The organism is Mucilaginibacter humi (genome assembly GCF_013087555.1).
Genome location: NZ_JABFCR010000004.1, coordinates 15,561 through 34,585 on the forward strand (window position 1 = coordinate 15,561; position 19,025 = coordinate 34,585).

At 44.6% G+C, this 19,025-nt stretch carries 19 protein-coding genes, 2 tRNA genes and 3 rRNA genes; 14 read left to right on the top strand and 10 right to left on the bottom strand.

The window, feature by feature from the left end:
* The first annotated feature begins 124 nt into the window (after positions 1-124).
* Positions 125-634, top strand: a complete 510-nt coding sequence (locus tag HK413_RS01340) for a hypothetical protein (RefSeq protein WP_175268861.1) — start codon at positions 125-127, stop codon at positions 632-634.
* A 13-nt stretch (positions 635-647) separates the two neighbouring features.
* Here HK413_RS01340 and HK413_RS18930 read toward each other — a convergent pair whose 3' ends face one another.
* Genes HK413_RS18930 through HK413_RS18935 form a run of 3 tightly spaced genes read right to left on the bottom strand, consistent with a single transcriptional unit; the run spans position 648 to position 1,695 of the window.
* The gene (locus tag HK413_RS18930; RefSeq protein WP_262886724.1) at positions 648-887 is read right to left on the bottom strand and encodes a glycoside hydrolase family 130 protein; all 240 of its coding nucleotides are present in this window, start codon (positions 885-887) and stop codon (positions 648-650) included.
* The gene (locus tag HK413_RS01345) at positions 866-1,558 is read right to left on the bottom strand and encodes a glycoside hydrolase family 130 protein (protein ID WP_317169185.1); all 693 of its coding nucleotides are present in this window, start codon (positions 1,556-1,558) and stop codon (positions 866-868) included. Before HK413_RS01345 ends, HK413_RS18930 begins: the two co-directional genes overlap by 22 nt.
* 2 nt (positions 1,559-1,560) lie before the next feature.
* A complete protein-coding gene (locus HK413_RS18935) occupies positions 1,561-1,695 on the bottom strand; it encodes a hypothetical protein (protein ID WP_262886725.1) in 135 nt (44 codons plus the stop codon).
* 149 nt (positions 1,696-1,844) lie between these two features.
* On the opposite strand from HK413_RS18935, the gene HK413_RS01350 reads away from it, so the two are divergent.
* The 4 genes from HK413_RS01350 to HK413_RS01365 all read left to right on the top strand — a co-directional run bounded on the left by HK413_RS01350 (position 1,845) and on the right by HK413_RS01365 (position 4,054).
* Entirely contained in the window at positions 1,845-2,435 is a 591-nt protein-coding gene (locus tag HK413_RS01350) for a hypothetical protein (protein ID WP_175268862.1), read from the top strand.
* Positions 2,436-2,488: 53 nt separating this feature from the next.
* Positions 2,489-2,923 (top strand): hypothetical protein, encoded by a 435-nt coding sequence (locus HK413_RS01355; protein WP_175268863.1) that lies wholly within the window; start codon positions 2,489-2,491, stop codon positions 2,921-2,923.
* 37 nt (positions 2,924-2,960) lie between these two features.
* Positions 2,961-3,212 carry a hypothetical protein gene (locus HK413_RS01360; RefSeq protein WP_175268864.1) on the top strand — a complete coding sequence of 84 codons (252 nt, stop codon included), beginning with the start codon at positions 2,961-2,963 and terminating at the stop codon, positions 3,210-3,212.
* Positions 3,213-3,364: 152 nt separating this feature from the next.
* Positions 3,365-4,054 carry a hypothetical protein gene (locus HK413_RS01365; RefSeq protein WP_217451923.1) on the top strand — a complete coding sequence of 230 codons (690 nt, stop codon included), beginning with the start codon at positions 3,365-3,367 and terminating at the stop codon, positions 4,052-4,054.
* On the opposite strand, the gene HK413_RS21770 is transcribed toward HK413_RS01365, so the two are convergent.
* The 3 genes from HK413_RS21770 to HK413_RS01380 are packed head-to-tail and all read right to left on the bottom strand — an operon-like array spanning position 4,055 to position 5,242.
* Positions 4,055-4,171 carry a methyltransferase RsmF C-terminal domain-like protein gene (locus HK413_RS21770; protein ID WP_175268866.1) on the bottom strand — a complete coding sequence of 39 codons (117 nt, stop codon included), beginning with the start codon at positions 4,169-4,171 and terminating at the stop codon, positions 4,055-4,057.
* Positions 4,171-4,575 carry a hypothetical protein gene (locus HK413_RS01375; protein ID WP_175268851.1) on the bottom strand — a complete coding sequence of 135 codons (405 nt, stop codon included), beginning with the start codon at positions 4,573-4,575 and terminating at the stop codon, positions 4,171-4,173. Before HK413_RS01375 ends, HK413_RS21770 begins: the two co-directional genes overlap by 1 nt.
* Positions 4,576-4,585: 10 nt before the next feature.
* Positions 4,586-5,242, bottom strand: coding sequence for an NOL1/NOP2/SUN domain family protein (locus HK413_RS01380; protein WP_217451924.1), 657 nt, complete (start codon positions 5,240-5,242; stop codon positions 4,586-4,588).
* Positions 5,243-6,159: 917 nt separating this feature from the next.
* On the opposite strand from HK413_RS01380, the gene HK413_RS01385 reads away from it, so the two are divergent.
* From HK413_RS01385 to rrf, 5 genes are all read left to right on the top strand, one after another.
* Positions 6,160-7,681 (top strand): 16S ribosomal RNA (locus HK413_RS01385).
* A gap of 304 nt (positions 7,682-7,985) precedes the next feature.
* Positions 7,986-8,060 (top strand) — tRNA-Ile (locus tag HK413_RS01390).
* Between the two features lie 15 nt (positions 8,061-8,075).
* A tRNA-Ala gene (locus HK413_RS01395) sits at positions 8,076-8,151 on the top strand.
* 188 nt (positions 8,152-8,339) lie between these two features.
* A 23S ribosomal RNA gene (locus HK413_RS01400) occupies positions 8,340-11,215 on the top strand.
* Positions 11,216-11,403: 188 nt separating this feature from the next.
* Positions 11,404-11,515 (top strand): 5S ribosomal RNA (rrf, locus tag HK413_RS01405).
* The 16S, 23S and 5S rRNA genes sit together here with 2 tRNA genes alongside, the layout of an rRNA operon.
* A gap of 1,371 nt (positions 11,516-12,886) precedes the next feature.
* Here the strand turns inward: rrf and HK413_RS01410 are convergent.
* Entirely contained in the window at positions 12,887-13,537 is a 651-nt protein-coding gene (locus HK413_RS01410) for an SIR2 family protein (protein ID WP_175268867.1), read from the bottom strand.
* Positions 13,513-13,881, bottom strand: a complete 369-nt coding sequence (locus HK413_RS01415; protein WP_175268868.1) for a hypothetical protein — start codon at positions 13,879-13,881, stop codon at positions 13,513-13,515. The genes HK413_RS01410 and HK413_RS01415 overlap by 25 nt, the downstream gene beginning before the upstream one ends.
* Before the next feature lie 491 nt (positions 13,882-14,372).
* Between HK413_RS01415 and HK413_RS01420 the strand changes: the two genes are divergently transcribed.
* From HK413_RS01420 to HK413_RS01435, 4 genes are read left to right on the top strand one after another with little or no spacing between them, the layout of a single operon-like run.
* Positions 14,373-14,780: a hypothetical protein gene (locus HK413_RS01420; RefSeq protein ID WP_175268869.1), complete on the top strand. Its 408-nt coding sequence runs from the start codon at positions 14,373-14,375 to the stop codon at positions 14,778-14,780.
* 22 nt (positions 14,781-14,802) lie between these two features.
* The gene (locus HK413_RS01425) at positions 14,803-15,432 is read left to right on the top strand and encodes a hypothetical protein (RefSeq protein WP_175268870.1); all 630 of its coding nucleotides are present in this window, start codon (positions 14,803-14,805) and stop codon (positions 15,430-15,432) included.
* Positions 15,432-16,484, top strand: coding sequence for a carboxypeptidase-like regulatory domain-containing protein (locus HK413_RS01430; RefSeq protein ID WP_175268871.1), 1,053 nt, complete (start codon positions 15,432-15,434; stop codon positions 16,482-16,484). The genes HK413_RS01425 and HK413_RS01430 overlap by 1 nt, the downstream gene beginning before the upstream one ends.
* On the top strand, positions 16,481-17,062 hold the full coding sequence (locus HK413_RS01435; protein WP_175268872.1) for a TonB-dependent receptor plug domain-containing protein: 582 nt from the start codon (positions 16,481-16,483) through the stop codon (positions 17,060-17,062). Before HK413_RS01430 ends, HK413_RS01435 begins: the two co-directional genes overlap by 4 nt.
* Positions 17,063-17,079: 17 nt before the next feature.
* Here the strand turns inward: HK413_RS01435 and HK413_RS01440 are convergent, their stop codons facing one another.
* Together HK413_RS01440 and HK413_RS01445 are read right to left on the bottom strand one after the other, a co-directional pair.
* Entirely contained in the window at positions 17,080-17,772 is a 693-nt protein-coding gene (locus HK413_RS01440; protein ID WP_175268873.1) for a hypothetical protein, read from the bottom strand.
* 92 nt (positions 17,773-17,864) lie between these two features.
* A complete protein-coding gene (locus tag HK413_RS01445) occupies positions 17,865-19,025 on the bottom strand; it encodes a carboxypeptidase-like regulatory domain-containing protein (protein ID WP_175268874.1) in 1,161 nt (386 codons plus the stop codon).

Below are 19,025 nucleotides of genomic sequence, written 5' to 3' on the forward strand. Positions count from 1 at the left end.
TAGTGATTTGTTAATTAGAGATTAGTTGTAGAGACGCAATGCTTTGCGTCATTTGCTTTTTTGTCTATATTTAGATATGAAAGCCTTATCGCTGATAATTCTTCTTTTGCTTTTTCAAGACGATTTGACTACGCTGAAAAAAAAGAAAACAGACATACATAGGTATAGATTTTCGCGCCAAAGCAGGGTAAGCGTTTTTGCCGACACTCCCGGCAGCAAAGCGCCAATGAAAATAATTAGCTTTCAAAAACCAGACAACACACAATGCCTTTATAACGTGGTGCGGGATAGCATTGGAAAAATCGTTTGTATCGCTAAAATACTATACGACGATAATATTAATGCTGAATTTATCTACGAGCATTATTTTGATGAAGACAATAAGACGTTTGCTTTTGATAGGAGAGAATTGATCACTACTGCCGACGAAGCTATATCGGGCGGCGCAGTATCTGACTTCTATTCAAAATATTTTGACCGTAGTTTTAAAGTTATCGGACAGGAAAACTACCTGACAAATGGTATTTATCAACCTATCAAAGCAGATAAAGACAAATTTATTTTTCCTGATTACAAATACACTATCTATAAAAACGTTGAAGAGTGTTTAAAGGGATATAAAATCAAACTTTAAAATATACAATACTTTACACCCCCAACGCCCCAAATATCTCTTGAATAGAAAACCTCGCTCCGCAAACAAACTCATCGCTGGCACCATAATATATAGTAACCGTATCGCCATCTACAATATGGCCATTGGTAAATACTACGTTGCCAAAGAAACCGCTTAGCTCATATTGCTCGGTAGGTATCATAATTGGTTCATCCGTACGGGCAATAACTTTTGAAGGATCGTTTAGATCTAACAGGAAAGCGCCCGGCAATATTGATGGTCGTGGTTGGCGCCGTGATAAATTTCCAGCCAGCCCTTTTCGGTTTTAATGGGCGCGGCGCCGGCACCTACACGCTGGCAGTCCCAGTTATCTTTGCGGGTTTTTATCAAACATTTATGATTGCCCCAGTGCACCCCGTCTGGCGATTGTGCCAGCCAGATATAATTACCGCCAATATCCACACTGCTTGGGCGGTGCAGGCAATAATACAGTCCGTTTATCCTCTCCTCAAAAATAGCGCAGTCCTTATTATGCGGCGGGATGATCATGCCGTGGTTCTCGAATGTTTTCCAGTCGGTAGTAGTGCGCATACCTACGCCTACGCCATTACTTGATACGGCGGTAAATGTCAGGTAGTATTTCCCTTCTAAAAATGTCACCCGGCAATCTTCAATACCAAATGCTTCTAATTTCCCTGTGCCAAATAACGATCCGTAGCCCTCTGGCTCATAAAAATGCACGCCGTTATCGCTGCAAAGCAACCGCAGGTGCGATAGGGTGGTTAAATAGTCCAGCCCCATATACCTTATAACCCGCGGATCAGTAGTTATCAATTCCGGGTGTTCAGACGGTAATTCCATTATTTCAACTTTACCCAGTTCATTTATTATCGGGAAGAATATCGAACCTTCTTTTTGCACCGCGTTTTCGGCCACGCGCACAATTAGCCGGTTTTGCCCTCAAACGTAAATACGCCCGGGTTTAGCAGGCAGATAATTTGCAGGCCGTCTTCGCTGCACTTTAAATCTATAGGTGATAGTAAAGGGTTTTCGGGGAAACGTTTGGCTATATCTGGCATACCGTATACTATTATAAAATATATACTGCGTAAACAGCCTTGCGGAGCAATAAGTTTTGCGAAATTTTTTTAATTATTCTTTTAGGTTGTTGAAACAATACTTGGTTTGCAGCATTTTATAATAGGAAAAACTCACTACTATCACTACTATGAAAAATGGAATATCGCCCCGGGCAGCAACAACTGCTGATATTTTTAATGATCAGGATCTGCCATCGATCTATAAAAAAGAGATAAAGAAATATAAGTTTGACGTCCATAACGTAGGCGCTTCAATTTGGATTATTGTTACCTGGCCGGGAGGAGGGCGCATAGCATTTCGAGCGGCATACGCACCTAATGACGATATGCGCATTAAACGAGTGGTGAAAAAAGACACCTACATCACCTTTTATATAAAAGCAATAATTGGCGACTATACTATTAAAATAAATTTCTCCGACCAGCAAACCCCGGTGTTTAGTTATACAACAACACTTACACCAGCTACACCACTATTTATTCCTTTTTGGCCACGTGATATTATTCCATTGAATAATGACGGCAAAACCGCGCACCCCAAAGGAACAATTCATGCCAGCCAGTTTGGTACCCGTACGGGCTTTATCTATTTCAGTTTGGATGAGCCAAAGTCAGGCTCGGTGTTTTACATGCAGAACTTAACCAACCTTTGGCCGACTATTGCCACGAAACTGAAACATCCGCCGCCGATACTGTTGGCGGTCAATGGCCCGAAATAGGTTTTGCATTACCACCGTCGATTAAGAAACCGCTTCCTGCCGGCGAAGAATTTGTGATAAATGATGCCTACGTTGCGCTTAGCGAAGAAATACCTGCCGATGAATTAAAAATGGCGCGCCAGTTTATGGATCTGCTGGGTGCTATATACCCGCAGTTACCATTGCCTGCAACTAAATATCAAAACTGGCCGGATATTTTAGATAAAGGGTTAAATGATCTGGAAAATAGCCATGGCTGCTGGGCGCACTTTGGCGGGCATGATTATTTAAATGCTTACGTGTCAGACTACGCCACCCCGCCCGAAATTATGGTGCAGTTGGCTGTGTTATTGCCAATGCATGAATACAGCTTGTGGAGCGGGGAGGATGTTCCGGCTATTAAAAAAATACTTGATGGCTTAAGTGCTTTTTATGACGAAGAGATAGGCTCCATTAACCGCTGGCTGCCCGCACACTGGATAAACTGGATGGATCAGAAGAGCAGTTAAAGCCTTATGTAATGGATGCCGGTACTTGCACCACCCTATGGTTAACCTGGCGCGGATGGCGCTTGAAGGTAATGAAACTTGCAAGCAGTTGTTTATGGATTCGCTTGAGTACATGATTAAGGTTGCACATCACTTTAAATATAAATGGCCGGTATTTTATGATATGAAAACCCTTGAAATTTTAAAAGGGGAAAAACAGCCCGGCAAGGGTGGCGAAGGCGACGTAGCCGGTTTGTATGCCTTTGTTATGCTACATGCCGGGATATTACCAAGGACGACCGCTATTTAAACGAAGCTAAAAAAGCTGCTAAAAGTTTACTGGGCCTTGGGTTTGAGTTGTTTTACCAGGCCAATAATACCGCTTTAGCTGCAAAAGCTATGATACGGTTGTGGAACATAACAAAAGATAAGGTGTCCCTGGACCTAAGCATTTTATGTCTTGTGAATATTTTCCGCAACATGCAGATATGGGATTGCAATTATGGCTACGCCAAGCATTATAGTACATTTTTTGCCGTATACCCGTTAAGCGACGCCCCTTATACCGCTGCTTATGAAGAAGCAGAAGTATTTGCTTGCCTGCATAATTATCTTCAACTCGCGGCGGATGAAGACCTGCCTGCATCGGTGTCTCTTTTATTAGCCGAGTTTACCCGCTTTATCGTTGATCGTGCAGCCTATTATTATCCGCCGATGCTGCCTAAAGAGATGTTGTCTGAAGAGGTTAAGATGGGCCGGGTTGACCCTAACATGTGGATAGCGCTGGAAGACATTCATGACGGCTGGGAAAAATCAGGCGAGGTTGGCCAGGAGGTTTATGGTGCAGGGGTGGCTTTTGGTATTGTACCAAGGCATTATTTAAAGGTAGGCGACGAGGCGTTTTTAATTTTTGTTGATTACCCAACCTCAAAATACACCATGCGTGGCAAAACCTTCACATTTGATGTCCGTGGTGATAGCCGTATGACTTGCCGTATGCGTATCGTTAAAAAAGATAAAGCTAAACTGCCTCAATTTACCGTAACCCAAAAAGGCGGGGGAAAGCAGGAACAGTTAACAGGCAAAGTAATCAAAGGCGATATTGAGTTTACTTTAAAAGGTGATAGTACAGTTAGTATAAGGTGGGAGTAGTTATTCTCCCCCCTTTAGAGGGCCGGGGGCTAAAATCCTCAACTCTTTAGGATAATAATTATTCACCCTGTTTGGTAATAACTTTGCCCACCCTAAAGCCTCACCCCGGTAAGTCATCAAACTCCAGCCTTTTTATCAGTATCAATATTCAAATTCTCACGGCGTAAATACAGTATAGCATCATCATAACTCAACTCCGTTTGCAATACTGCATCTTTATTAACTATAGTACTTAAGGCCAACTCATGGTCGGGTATCAAATCGCGCCCCGCCAGCTTACCAATCCGCACGCCCGATTTTTTAATATATAAATGGTGCTGTAATAAATTCAGGCTTTCGCGATGTTGATTGTTTATAGCCAGCCAATCATCGTTCACTTTAAAAAAGTAATAGCTGGCAGGGTTATCAATATATGCTTTCACCACTTCTAACCCCGTATTATCAACTTTTTGGTTACGATTATTTTTAAAGGATAACAACGTGCCACTGCTTTCCTTCTTTTTAAGTACTGATGCAAACAATCCCTCGCCCTTAACCTTGCCCGGATAAAACCGGTATCCCAGGCTTGTTTAGCCGGCGACTGCGTTTCAACAATACCCCACTCCTTATTAATAGGTATGCGCACGGTTTCCAATTCAAATTCGGTGCAAAGCCAATCCAATATATCTTCGTTTTCTGGTGCGAGTAGGAGCAAGTACTATATATAAGGTATCCGTCCTCTGCCAGCGCAGGGTAAACATCAGCCAGTATGCGCTCCCGGCGTTGGTGGCAAAGGCTTACGTTTGCCTCGCTCCATTCGTCCATAGCTGCTGGGTCTTTCCTAAACATGCCCGATCCGGAGCAGGGCGCGTCAACTAATATAATATCAAAGAAACCGGTCAGGCGGTTAAAGTCTTTAGGGTCGTTATTAGTTACTATAGTGTTGGCTGTACCCCACCGGCTCAGGTTATCAGCCAGTATGGGTACTCGCGTTTTAATAATTTCGTTGGCTACCAACAGGTCATCAGCGGTCATGGCCGAATTAAGCAGCGTGCTTTTACCACCCGGCGCGGCGCATAGGTCCAATACTTTTACAGGGTCGGTCGGTTTGATATGTTTTAATATGTGGGCGATAAACATGGACGATGCCTCCTGTACATAATAACAACCGGCATGAAAAAGCGGGTCGAAAGTAAACGATGGTCGCACGTCTAAATAAAGGCCATCGGCACACCAGGGGCACCTGTTTGCCGGTTTTTTGTACCGATTTTTTAAAAGGATTGGTGCGAATTGATGTCGGAGACGAATTAATTTGATGTATTTCAACAAAATTTTCGCGGTCAAAGCCGGGCTCATTGTTTAACGAATCAAGAAAATTAGCAGGAAATTGATGGTTTTGCATGTGATTTCAAATATACAAAATCTAAAATTGTCCAATTGTTTGAGTGTAAACGTAATTTATATCGCCTGTTTTTCAATAGGTTATAAACATTGTTGAAAAAAGCGAAGAATTTCTTTGCCAGACGGCGGATTCTTCCTACATTTGCAACCCGCTCAATCAAAAAGGGCGGTTGTTTTTTGAAAAGTAAGGGATGAAAATAAATATTAAAAAAGTGAAATAACACTTTGCAGATATCGATTTAAAATGTACCTTTGCAACCCGCAAACGAAGTAGCGGAATGTTCTAAAACATATTGAAAAACCCTCCAAAAATATTTTAAAATAATTTTGGTAAAGATGAAAAAGGTTTCTACCTTTGCAGTCCCAAAACGGGGAAGCCGAAAGGCAAAAGAACGGAAGCAATTTCCGGGATTTAAAAAACAGAAAAAGTCATCATCGTAAGATGAGAAACATAATAAAGATTCACTGCGACAGTGATATCGATAAAGTTCTTTTAGGAAATAGAAAATCATGTAGTAAAGCGGGCCGTAAGGAGGTTGCGTTTTGAAAGTTAAGGGCGGGGTGTTAGCAATAACTCATCACTCAAGGCTCAAAACAGAAAACTAACGAACGGTTTGCGAGAAAAAGAGGAATAAGGTTAAGGTATTGTATAAAGATATATAATACAGATTAACAGATTCTATTTAATTTATAAATGGGGTCAGAGCAATCAAACATAACATTTTACAATGGAGAGTTTGATCCTGGCTCAGGATGAACGCTAGCGGCAGGCCTAATACATGCAAGTCGGACGGGATTGGAGAGCTTGCTTTCCATGAGAGTGGCGCACGGGTGCGTAACACGTATGTAACCTACCCATATCAGGGGGATAGCCTCTCGAAAGAGAGATTAAGACCGCATAACATTATTGAATGGCATCATTTAATAATCAAATATTTATAGGATATGGATGGGCATGCGGAACATTAGCTAGTTGGTAAGGTAACGGCTTACCAAGGCTACGATGTTTAGGGGATCTGAGAGGATGGCCCCCACACTGGTACTGAGACACGGACCAGACTCCTACGGGAGGCAGCAGTAAGGAATATTGGTCAATGGACGGAAGTCTGAACCAGCCATGCCGCGTGCAGGAAGACGGCCCTACGGGTTGTAAACTGCTTTTGCAGGGGAATAAACCTCTCTACGTGTAGAGAGCTGAATGTACTCTGAGAATAAGGATCGGCTAACTCCGTGCCAGCAGCCGCGGTAATACGGAGGATCCAAGCGTTATCCGGATTTATTGGGTTTAAAGGGTGCGTAGGTGGCCTGTTAAGTCAGGGGTGAAAGACGGTAGCTTAACTATCGCAGTGCCCTTGATACTGATGGGCTTGAATGAACTAGAGGTAGGCGGAATGTGACAAGTAGCGGTGAAATGCATAGATATGTCACAGAACACCAATTGCGAAGGCAGCTTACTATGGTTTTATTGACACTGAGGCACGAAAGCGTGGGGATCAAACAGGATTAGATACCCCGGTAGTCCACGCCCTAAACGATGAATACTCGATGTTGGCGATATACGGTCAGCGTCTAAGCGAAAGCGTTAAGTATTCCACACGGGGAGTACGCCCGCAAGGGTGAAACTCAAAGGAATTGACGGGGGCCCGCACAAGCGGAGGAGCATGTGGTTTAATTCGATGATACGCGAGGAACCTTACCCGGGCTTGAAAGTTAGTGAATAAAGCAGAGACGCTTTAGTCCTTCGGGACACGAAACTAGGTGCTGCATGGCTGTCGTCAGCTCGTGCCGTGAGGTGTTGGGTTAAGTCCCGCAACGAGCGCAACCCCTATGTTTAGTTGCCAGCATGTAATGATGGGGACTCTAAACAGACTGCCTATGCAAATAGAGAGGAAGGAGGGGACGACGTCAAGTCATCATGGCCCTTACGTCCGGGGCTACACACGTGCTACAATGGTCAGTACAGAGGGCAGCTACCACGGCAACAGGATGCCAATCTCACAAAGCTGATCACAGTTCGGATCGGGGTCTGCAACTCGACCCCGTGAAGTTGGATTCGCTAGTAATCGCATATCAGCAATGATGCGGTGAATACGTTCCCGGGCCTTGTACACACCGCCCGTCAAGCCATGGAAGCTGGAAGTGCCTGAAGTGCGTAACCGCAAGGAGCGTCCTAGGGTAAAGTCGGTAACTGGGGCTAAGTCGTAACAAGGTAGCCGTACCGGAAGGTGTGGCTGGAATACCTCCTTTCTGGAGCAATACCTTACCTCCTTTTAAAGTAGTGCAAAACTGCTTACTGCATGATTATTTTCTAAAATAGATGTGAGACGTTAGATATGAGACGTGAGACAACCGATGCAAATCGATCTCAATACTCAAATCTCCCATCTCAATACTCTATTAAACGTAAACCCAAAGATGAAGCCATTAGTGTGGCGATAACATCTGGGATACAAGATTGTGAGGTAATTACGAATTACGATTTACGAATTACGATTATTAGCGGAGACGGAAAAATCGTAAATCTGAAATCTACAATCGTAAATCCCAAAACAGTCCTGTAGCTCAGCTTGGTTAGAGCACTACACTGATAATGTAGGGGTCAGCAGTTCAAATCTGCTCGGGACTACAATGAATCATTTTCGGGGATTAGCTCAGCTGGCTAGAGCACCTGCCTTGCACGCAGGGGGTCAACGGTTCGAATCCGTTATTCTCCACCAAGTATCTATCAGACGGCGCAATGCCAGATGTAATACGAACGTTCTTTGACATATTGGAAGAAGTAAATAAAGAGAAGACAACAGTATAGAGGACTGTTGGGGCTCTGTGAAGGGAGTACTTCGGTACGATCGGAACGGACACAACAAGAATCAAAAGCATACATGCCGAGCAAAAGGCGGCATAGTAGAAGAAAGTAAGAAAGGGTACACGGGGGATGCCTTGGCTCTCAGAGGCGATGAAAGACGTGATAAGCTGCGATAAGCTACGGGGATCAGCAAATATGAATTGATCCGTAGATTTCTGAATGGGGAAACCTAACTATTTGAAGAATAGTTGCATAAATGCGCGAACCTGCTGAACTGAAACATCTAAGTAAGCAGAGGAAGAGAAAATAATAATGATTTCCTGAGTAGTGGCGAGCGAAAGGGAAGAAGCCCAAACCTGTTATGTTACGGCATAGCAGGGGTTGTAGGACCACAATATGAATATCAAAATGAACCGGAACGGGGTGGGAAACCCGGCCATAGAGCATGAGAGCTGCGTACGGGTAAGTAATGATAGGATAGTGGTATCCTGAGTACCGCGAGGTCGGAGACGCCTTGTGGGAATCTGCCAGCACCATCTGGTAAGGCTAAATACTCCTGAGAGACCGATAGTGAACCAGTACCGTGAGGGAAAGGTGAAAAGAACCCCGAACAGGGGAGTGAAATAGAACCTGAAACCGTGTACTTACAAGCGGTCGGAGCAGAGCAATCTGTGACGGCGTGCCTTTTGCATAATGAGCCTACGAGTTACTCCTCTCTGGCAAGGTTAAGTGTTTAAGACACGGATCCGAAGCGAAAGCGAGTCTGAATAGGGCGTATAGTCAGAGGGGGTAGACGCGAAACCTTGTGATCTACCCATGGACAGGTTGAAGGTGCCGTAACAGGTACTGGAGGACCGAACCGATAAACGTTGAAAAGTTTCCGGATGATCTGTGGGTAGGGGTGAAAGGCTAATCAAACTGGGAAATAGCTCGTACTCCCCGAAATGTTTTTAGGAACAGCCTGGCGGTTGAGTTAATAAGAGGTAGAGCTACTGATTGGGTGCGGGGGAGTCAAATCCTACCAAATCCAGACAAACTCCGAATGCTTATTAATATACGCTGGAGTGAGGCTATGGGTGCTAAGGTCCATGGCCGAGAGGGAAAGAACCCAGACCATCAGCTAAGGTCCCCAAATTACTGCTAAGTTGAACTAACGAGGTCCGATTGCACAGACAGCTAGGATGTTGGCTTGGAAGCAGCCATTCATTTAAAGAGTGCGTAACAGCTCACTAGTCGAGCGATCGGGCATGGATAATAAACGGGCATTAAGCAGTATACCGAAGCTATGGATTTGCAGTAATGCATCTGGTAGGGGAGCATTCTATTTGCGGTGAAGCAGGAGGATAACCGACTGTGGAGGGAATAGAAAAGCAAATGTAGGCATAAGTAACGATAAGGCGGGAGAGAAACCCGCCCACCGAAAGACTAAGGTTTCCTGATCAACGCTAATCGGATCAGGGTTAGTCGGGGCCTAAGGTGAAGCCGAATGGCGTAGCCGATGGACAACTGGTTAATATTCCAGTACGTTTTATAACTGCGATGCAGTGACGGAGTAGTGAAACTGACGCGAACTGACGGAATAGTTCGTTAAAGGCCGTAGGTATAGGAGATGTAGTTAAGTACGCAATTCCTGCTGAAAGCTGATAGTACCTTGAGCCTTCGGGTAAGAGGATAGTTCAGGTAATCAGACTTCCAAGAAAACCTGCTAAGCTTCAGGTTATAAAACCCCGTACCGTAAACCGACACAGGTAGTCGAGGAGAGAATCCTAAGGTGCTCGAGTGAATCATGGCTAAGGAACTCGGCAAAATGGCCCTGTAACTTCGGGAGAAGGGGCGCTGGCAGCAATGTCAGCCGCAGTGAAAAGGCCCAGGCGACTGTTTAACAAAAACACATGGCTATGCAAAATCGAAAGATGACGTATATGGCCTGACACCTGCCCGGTGCCGGAAGGTTAAGAGGGGATGTTAGTCGCAAGGCGAAGCATTGAATCGAAGCCCCGGTAAACGGCGGCCGTAACTATAACGGTCCTAAGGTAGCGAAATTCCTTGTCGGGTAAGTTCCGACCTGCACGAATGGTGTAACGATCTGGGCGCTGTCTCAGCCATGAGCTCGGTGAAATTGTGGTATCGGTGAAGACGCCGGTTACCCGCAACGGGACGGAAAGACCCCATGCACCTTCACTACAACTTAACATTGATATCGGATACAGGATGTGTAGGATAGGTGGGAGACTGTGATCCGGCTTCGCTAGGAGTCGGTTAGTCAACGTTGAAATACCACCCTTTCTGTATTTGGTGTCTAACCCTTCATTGAGGGGGACATTGTTTGGCGGGTAGTTTGACTGGGGTGGTCGCCTCCAAAAAGGTAACGGAGGCTTTCAAAGGTAAGCTCAGTACGCTTGGTAACCGTACGCGGAGTGCAATAGCATAAGCTTGCTTGACTGTGAGGCAGACAAGCCGAGCAGGGTCGAAAGACGGATATAGTGATCCGGTGGTTCTGCATGGAAGGGCCATCGCTCAAAGGATAAAAGGTACGCTGGGGATAACAGGCTGATCTCCCCAAGAGCTCATATCGACGGGGAGGTTTGGCACCTCGATGTCGGCTCGTCACATCCTGGGGCTGGAGAAGGTCCCAAGGGTTGAGCTGTTCGCTCATTAAAGTGGCACGCGAGCTGGGTTCAGAACGTCGCGAGACAGTTCGGTCCCTATCTGTTGTGGGCGTTGGAAGTTTGAGTGGGGCTGACCTTAGTACGAGAGGACCGGGTTGGACTAACCTCTGGTGAATCTGTTATGGCGCCAGCTGTATTGCAGAGTAGCTACGTTGGGAATAGATAAGCGCTGAAAGCATCTAAGTGCGAAACTAGCCACAAGATGAGACTTCCATTGAGGGTCGTAGCAGACTACTACGTTGATAGGTTACAGATATAAAGGTGGTGACATCATAGTCGAGTAATACTAATCGCCCGAAGCTTTCTCATAGCAGGTAATTAAGGGTGGTGTATAGCAATATACACTACCCGAACACTAAATATTGTTGTTTTCTCTTAAACTTACTTCTTTCAATAATATGTCATTGTTGTATAAGTCCACAAAACCAAAATGATGGTCTATAGTCCATAGTTAGTAATAACTCAGAACTCAAGACTAAACAATGAATTAAAAACCTTCAGGTGCCTATATCGGCGGTGTCCACCTCTTCCCATTCCGAACAGAGAAGTTAAGCCCGCCAGAGCCGATGGTACTGCGGTAAAACGTGGGAGAGTAGGTCGGTGCCCTAATGAAAGCCACCAATTTATCTGACATCTAAGTTCACTTTTTATCGTATCTTCATTAATAAACTGTGTAGCGGCACCCTGTTCTGCACAATAGGCTTTTACGTAGTCATGAAGATCAAAATGCTCATTTTCAATATGAAATGAAGTGTAAGGCAACCATCTATTAGGCACGTAAATCACTAATACTTTCTTTATTTCATTCTTAAGGCTTTGATCAATTCGGTTAATTATCTTGTCGCGCAAGTCGAACGCCATTTCTTGTAAAGTCTGCTTAGTAGTAGGTTCAGGGCATACATACCAATTTTCCCCATTTACTTCAGGCACGTTTAAACTAACGCCATAAGCATCATAAAAACACGGGTAGTCAATTAAGTAATCTTGATTGACATTGTTTGAGCTAGTTTTAACAACTTCAAGTTTCAAAAAGTTAGAAAATTCCTTTGATTCCGCCTCGGGACTAATTACAGCGAGGTTTATTTTATTATCAAACAACACTCCGGTCATTACGCTATCATAAGGATTATTTTTAGTCAAGCCACGCATAGGATGAAAATCCTTAGGTGTTATATTCATACCAACATGCTTAGGCGAAAATTCCAGTTCTGGTTCGGCCAATTGTAGACCATCAAAAAATAACACTGCTTTTGGAAAATCTTCCTTTAACTGAATAGGGGCAGTTTGCGGTTTAAAAATTTTGGAAAATAATGGATATCTATAAATTTCAAAGTTAAAGCCCGACGCAGATTGCACAGGATATTCTATTGAAAAGTTATTACCCTTACCAGGAAACAATAATTTACGCCATCCCAAAACATATTCGTCAAAAAAATTGTTCCGTATTTTATCAAAATAGTTCCGACCAATCTCCTGCTTTATTTCTTTACTAATCCTTTGTTCAGCGTCAGTTGTTTTAATTCGAAAATCAGGGGTAAGTGACAAAAAATGGCGTGTCCCATCAGTACTTAAAGATAAACGAATAGCTTCATGAGTAGAATAATAAACATTTTTGAATATACGTTGAGTTGTAGCATTTTCTTTCCAAATTAAATCTTTGCTATTCGACCATATACGGAGCCGAAGATAAAGCACGTGTCAGTGAAGACAACACCAAACTGTAAATTGCAGTATCTCTCCAAAGGTTTAAGCCTTTTATTGGCACCCTAACAATAGTTCCAGTTATATGGCCATCGAAGCATATATTTATTTCATTAAGCGTCCCTAAGGCCCAAACGTAACCCTTATAAGGAACTGCTACGATTTGATAATTTCTTATAAGGTCTTTAATATTTTTCCATGGTTGTGGCCCAGTTGCTAAATCAGACTTAAATTGAAAAGCTTCTTGAGGTAACTTAATTGGGAATAAATTTCCTTTAATTATAGAACTAAGCGTGCTTTTTCAATTTTAAAAGGCGTTCTGACGAGGAGATTTTTCTCTCCCTTCAGATACTCTTCAAATTTTAAGGTAAGGGGTTGGTTATTTAAGCACACTACCTTAGCAAGGCTAATCATCAATTTGTCAAACCCGTCGGTTGGAATGTAGTATGCTGCTCGGCCATTTTTTCGTGCTAACTCTAAAAGTTCTTGAACCGGTTGAGGTACAATATGACCATAACCACACCAATATAATCGCCCCGAACCTTTTTTACTGTAGCTTTCTTTAAGGGCATCCATTACAGATTGGTCGCGGCCACTGTATCCCGTCACGATTAAATGCTTATCATTTAGGTAGTCTACCATTCGATTTCGGAAAATTTCGTCTTGCTTTAAAAGTTCCTCATCCGTGTTTTTCAAAGGGCCATATTTATAATCGCCATGAAGCTTAACCAATAATAATTCTTCATTACTCATTGGCCTGATGATCCTCTCTACAGAATCTAAATTTATATCTATTACGGTATTATTTGTTTTAATGGCGGCATCTCGGCATAAATCATCAAAATTTGTTGTCCACACAGATTTAATTAGGCCAGCTTCATGTAATAAAGCGATTAAGTAATAGCCTATAGAAGGCTCCTTTTTTGGCATATTTTATTGAAATACTTTCGTCGATCATCCTCAATAGGATAACATTTTTCTATGTAAAAAGAATATTCTGATAAGCTGTTCTCTATAGGATACCCATTTTCATTATTAATCCAGCTTTGAATCGTTTGTCGTACTTGCTCCGAACGGTCGTCCAATTTTAACTGGGAATTTGTGGCACCCTTGGTTAAATAAATATCACGCTTCCATTCCCAAACGCAGTCATTCGCAGATTTAATTCCAGAATTAACTGATGCTCCTGCGCCTAATAGGGTTGTAAAAAAATCTGTTTTACTTATTTCAACAGAACGTAAAAATTGGTCTAATTCTAAGGTAAGGCTTTCCATAATTTGTTAATTATATAAAAGTCGTTAATTCTTTACAACTTTCTACATAGATTTTTGAACATGAAATGTCGTAGTGCACTCGGTGAAAAAGCTAAGCATTTGATATCTGTGCCTATATTATTACCCGCGTTAGTAATAGCAGATGAATGTTGGATTCCTATACTACATACAGGTACCTATCGCGTGCGATTGCCACGCTTCGATCGCAATGACATATTGGAGCGTTATGCCCCCACGTTAAGGATTGAAGCGGATACCGGCCCTTTTGCAGTGGCAGTTTTAAGTAGCAGTAGCAGTTTGATTTGCAGGTCGGTTATTAATTGCAGAAACCGCGCCTAACGCCTGCGCAGTATGAGCGGAAAGCCTGGCCCCGCTTCTACCGGCGGGGAACGCCCCTTGTCGGTAATTTGAGATCCGGCATATTGAGGGTGATAAAACTTCCAGTTGTCAGAAAGGATAATTATATTGCTTTACATTTTACCTTAACCGTTATGGCCAGCAAAAAAATCGCCGTTGTAGCATATTTTATTATAGTATTGGTTAAAACCGGCTTCGCCCAGCAACCCGGCTTCCTTAACAACCTGCAGCAATATGGTGCAGCCCTTCAACAGGAAAAAGTTTACCTGCATTTAGATAAGCCCCATTACCTTACGGGCGACGATATCTGGCTGAAAGGCTACGTTACTGTCGGCGCGCAAAATCAGCTATCGGCGTTAAGCAAAATATTGTATGTTGATTTAATTGACCCGGCTAATAAAGTGGTAAGTAACAGCAAACTGCTGATACTGCACGGCACGGCGATAGGCGACATACACTGGCCGATACCTTGCAACAGGGCACTTATCATTTGCGGGCCTATACCAACTGGATGCGTAACCTGCCCGAAGAAACTTTTTTAACAAGGCATTTATTATTGGCCGTGTGCAGCTGGACCCGGCTGTAATACAAAGCACGTTTAATTATAACGATGTTGCAAAACAATTAAAGGCTAATGTTAAAGTAATTGCCGGCAATGGGGTACAGCTTAGTAAAACACCGGTGCAGTATGAGTTGACATTCGCGGACAAAACCGCGGCGTCCGGCTCGGCAGTAACCGATGCCAACGGCAATCTAACCATCCAGTTTAACAACAGCAAAAACCATGATTTGAAAACCGCTGTACTCAATTTAAAAATGACGGTAAATGGCTCGCCTTTTCAAAAAGCGTTGGCGGTTAACATAAAACCTTTAGAAAACAGCATTAGCTTTATGCCCGAGGGCGGCGATATGGTGGCCGGATTGCAAAGCAGGGTAGCTTTTAAAATACTGCAGCCTGATGGCACGGCCGGCGACGGAAGTGGTTATATAACCGATGATACCGGCGAAAAACTGGTTGAATTTACATCGGGGTATGCAGGTATGGGAAGCTTTTTTATAACACCGCAGGCGGGCAAAACTTATAAAGCGGTAATAACTTATGGCAACGGCAATAAGCAAACTGCCACTTTACCGCAGGTGTTAAATGAAGGCTTTGTATTAACACTGATACCCCACCCCCTGTTAATGTATTAATGGCGCTGAAGGTTACACCAGCGCTGGTAAAAAATCAAAAAGTAACCATATTGGTGCAAAGGCAGGGCAGTGTGATTTACATGGGCCAAAAGGTCATCAGCAGCGCCGAGTCGTTAACCAAACTGCCGCTTGATAATTTCCCGCCGGGGATAATACAGGTAACGCTGTTTAACGAAAACATGCAACCGGTGTGCGAACGCCTGTTCTTTAACCTGAATACGCATACTACTTTGCCGCTTTCGGCAGAATTGGATAATCAGAGTTATAAAAGCCGCCAGCCGGTAAGTGTAACCCTTAATGCCGGTGCAGCAACTGATACCATGCGCAACGGCACATTTTCGGCATCGGTAGTTAACCTGGCGGGCTTACCGCAATTAAAGGACAATGAAACCTCTATTTTACCGGGCCTGCTGCTTACCCCCGAATTAAAGGGCTACGTGGAACGGCCAAACCATTATTTTGAGGCGTTTGATAATGCCCGGATGACCGAACTGGATAATTTGATTTTATGCCGGGGCTGGCGCCGTATGGTGTGGGAGGATGTGAAACAGGGCAACATCCCTGTCATCAATTATCAGCCCGAAAAAGCTTTTTCTATAAGCGGCACGGTAACGTTACGTAATGGCTCGCCTGCCGCAAATGTTCGCGTATCGTTATTGGCTACCAAAACATTTGTAAATATAGATACGGTTACCAATGCCAAGGGCCGTTTTGTATTTGATAACTTACTGCTTGGCCCTATCAATCGTTTCTCGGTACATGCTAACGGCGACAAACATACGCTGGTTGTTAAAATTGATTCGCTTACAGAATTAAACGGGGTTACCCCTTTTAATAATATACAGTACCCGGAAGATGCAAACTATCAATCTTATTTAAAAACGGCTTACACGCACCTGCCCGATTCGGTAAAACAGCGCATGGATAGCTATCATATGTTAAAACAGGTAACTATCAGGGCAACTAAATCAAAAAGTGCGTTAGTGCCATCTTTTTCTTCAAACCGTAATGGCCCCGGCAATGCCGACGAGATTTTCTGGCCGATGAGATGAAATATGCCATGACTTTGAAGCAATTTTTGCAGGGCCGGGCTATGGGGATAAAATTTGTAGATGATACTCCTTTTTCTACCCGTACCGATAATTTTGCAGGAGGCGACAATGGCCCCAAAGCTATGACGATAATACTTGATGGTATAGAAATGAATTCGGACGCAGATGCGCCTTTAAACTGGATACCCGTTGAAGATGTGGCAAGTATTGAGATATTGCGTACCGCTGCTACCAGCGCGTTGTATGGCAAAAACAACGGGGTTATCATTATCACTACCAAAACAGGGAAAGGAATATCTTATCCTTCCAAATCTTCTACCGCTTATGCGCCGCTGGTGGTTACCGGCTACCAGGCTATCAGGGAGTTTTACGCTCCAAACTATACGGTATCGCCAAACTCACCGCCCGATCATCGTACTACCATATACTGGAAGCCGGACATCGTTACCGACAAAGCCGGAAATGCCGCTTTTAAATTTTACACTTCGGATGATAAAGGTACCTATCAAATTACGATAGAAGGCATTACCGCCGACGGCAGGCCGGCACACCTGGTTAAAAATTTTGTAGTGGAATAGTGCCGCCTTACTCCACCTTATAGGTATAAACCTGCCGGCCCGAGGTGGCCGTCGATGTTGATACCTTCTACTACTACGCGATAGGTGCCGGGGCCGTCGCCGTTATAGTAGTCGAGCGTGGTTTTGCCGTTGATATCGGTTTGCAGGTAGGGGTCCCAGTAAATGGTGGTGCGCAGGTCGGGTTGTTTATAGGTGTCGGCAGGCGCGTCGTACCGGGGCGAGTAAAACCTGCGCGCCTTGTTAAACCCTTTGGGCATAATGTTGGCAACGCTGGGGTAATAACGCTTGCGCGACCAGTACGGTTTGGTAACCAATAACACATAGCCCACATAGCCTTCGCGCCCGTCGCGCAAAGCGTTAATAAGCGCCATGTTGGTGCGTACCACCTCTATCTTGGCTATATCCTCTACCAAAATACCGCCTTCCATCAGTTCGTCAACCTCACTGGTGTTTCTTATCTTTCTGCCGTCCAGGATCAGGCCTATCTCGCGGCCGCTAAATTTGTCGGTGCCATCGACCGTAGCCAGCATTTCTACAGGCGGACGCATGCTTACCAACCGCCTGAAGCCCTGTTCATCAATCTCGATGTTTATACCCGGCAACCGGGCCTGCAGCACCATGGTAAGGGTATTATAGTTTTGCGGGTCGGGGATGGTGATTGTTTTATCTGCCGATTGCTCGGGCACCGCAAAGATCTGCTGGTCGGTCACGTTATCTTTGAGCTTAGGTTTTTTCTTTGCCAGGATATCAACCTGCTTAAGGGTATGCAGCTGGTTAAGCTTAACTATTTGCCCCTGCTGCTCTATTTGCTGCTGATGGATTTTTTACGGGCCGCGGTGGCGATAGCCGTGTTGTTTTTAGCGTCTTTTTTATCACCGAAATCTACTTCGGGGCCCGCGTCCAGCTCTATCCGCACTTTGTTGCTGTTGTTGGCGTCGCGGGCCTGTATGGTAAACTTAATACTATCGGCAATAAACATGCGGTCGAACGAGAACCTGCCGTTAGCATCGGTAACCGTGTCTTTTAACAGGCCCGCTCTTACGGACAGCAACTTTACCGTAGCATGAGGCGAGGGCTTACGGTCAAGCCCGGTAACCTTACCCGAAATAGCCGAACCCAGGCCCTCGGGCTCGAAAGCGGGTTTAGTGTTGATAGTGGTGTTAATGGTATTCCATTCGAACCGGCGGTAGCCCCGGGTAAGCATCAGGTTATCCAGCGCGGTGTCCGCGGTATCTGTTTGGGCGGTGAAATAGTAGTTGGGCCTTTCGATATAGCCCTTAATGTCTGACGTAAGCAGGAGGTTGGAGAAGATGGTGCTCTCGGCGCTTTCCTCAACCGGGATCTGGCTGGCATCAATCACCGCTACCGAGAAATTGCCTGAGGTTGGTGCCCCCAGGCCATCCTTCGCGCTCAGATCCAACTGTATATGCTCCTTGCTTTTATAAACCGCCTTTTCGGTTTTAAGGGCCAGCTGCATTTTATCATCGCCTTTAATAAATACAATGCGCTCGTTCAGCGGCTCGCTATCGGCACTAAAAAGTGTGAGCTGGGCTATACCGCTCGGGAACGATCTCCTGTCCAGCCAAAGCGATGTGATGGGACCGCTAAGGGTCACCGGCGAGGCGAAGATAGTTTCGCCGCTGCTTTGGGCAACAACTATAACTTTTGACTGCTGCAATGTTGCCGAAGCCTGGATGCGCACCAGCACGCTATCCTTAACCGGCTGGTAAACGCTGAGCACGTAGCCGGTATCCAACACCTTTGGCAGGGTAATGCTTTTGGTACTGCCATCTGCAAAGCTGATATTGGCCTTATAGGTTTTACCGGATTGCGGCTTCAATAAAAAGCTGCCCATACCGGCATTCAGGGTGATAAGCTGTGCTAATTCATTGTTATCACTATCAGTTATCTTACCGCTTATGGCAGCGCCCAAACCGTTAGTGCCTATGGCCTTAAAAGCCAC

What these genes read in the sequence shown, in the direction of transcription:
- HK413_RS01430 (WP_175268871.1), top strand. Translation starts at nt 15,432, where the DNA reads ATGGCGCTGAAGGTTACACCAGCGCTGGTAAAAAATCAAAAAGTAACC.
- HK413_RS21770 (WP_175268866.1), bottom strand. Translation starts at nt 4,171, where the DNA reads ATGACTTACCGGGGTGAGGCTTTAGGGTGGGCAAAGTTATTACCAAAC.
- HK413_RS01415 (WP_175268868.1), bottom strand. Translation starts at nt 13,881, where the DNA reads ATGGAAAGCCTTACCTTAGAATTAGACCAATTTTTACGTTCTGTTGAA.
- HK413_RS01360 (WP_175268864.1), top strand. Translation starts at nt 2,961, where the DNA reads ATGGTTAACCTGGCGCGGATGGCGCTTGAAGGTAATGAAACTTGCAAG.
- HK413_RS18935 (WP_262886725.1), bottom strand. Translation starts at nt 1,695, where the DNA reads ATGCCAGATATAGCCAAACGTTTCCCCGAAAACCCTTTACTATCACCT.
- HK413_RS01350 (WP_175268862.1), top strand. Translation starts at nt 1,845, where the DNA reads ATGAAAAATGGAATATCGCCCCGGGCAGCAACAACTGCTGATATTTTT.
- HK413_RS01435 (WP_175268872.1), top strand. Translation starts at nt 16,481, where the DNA reads ATGAAATATGCCATGACTTTGAAGCAATTTTTGCAGGGCCGGGCTATG.
- HK413_RS01420 (WP_175268869.1), top strand. Translation starts at nt 14,373, where the DNA reads ATGGCCAGCAAAAAAATCGCCGTTGTAGCATATTTTATTATAGTATTG.
- HK413_RS01410 (WP_175268867.1), bottom strand. Translation starts at nt 13,537, where the DNA reads ATGCCAAAAAAGGAGCCTTCTATAGGCTATTACTTAATCGCTTTATTA.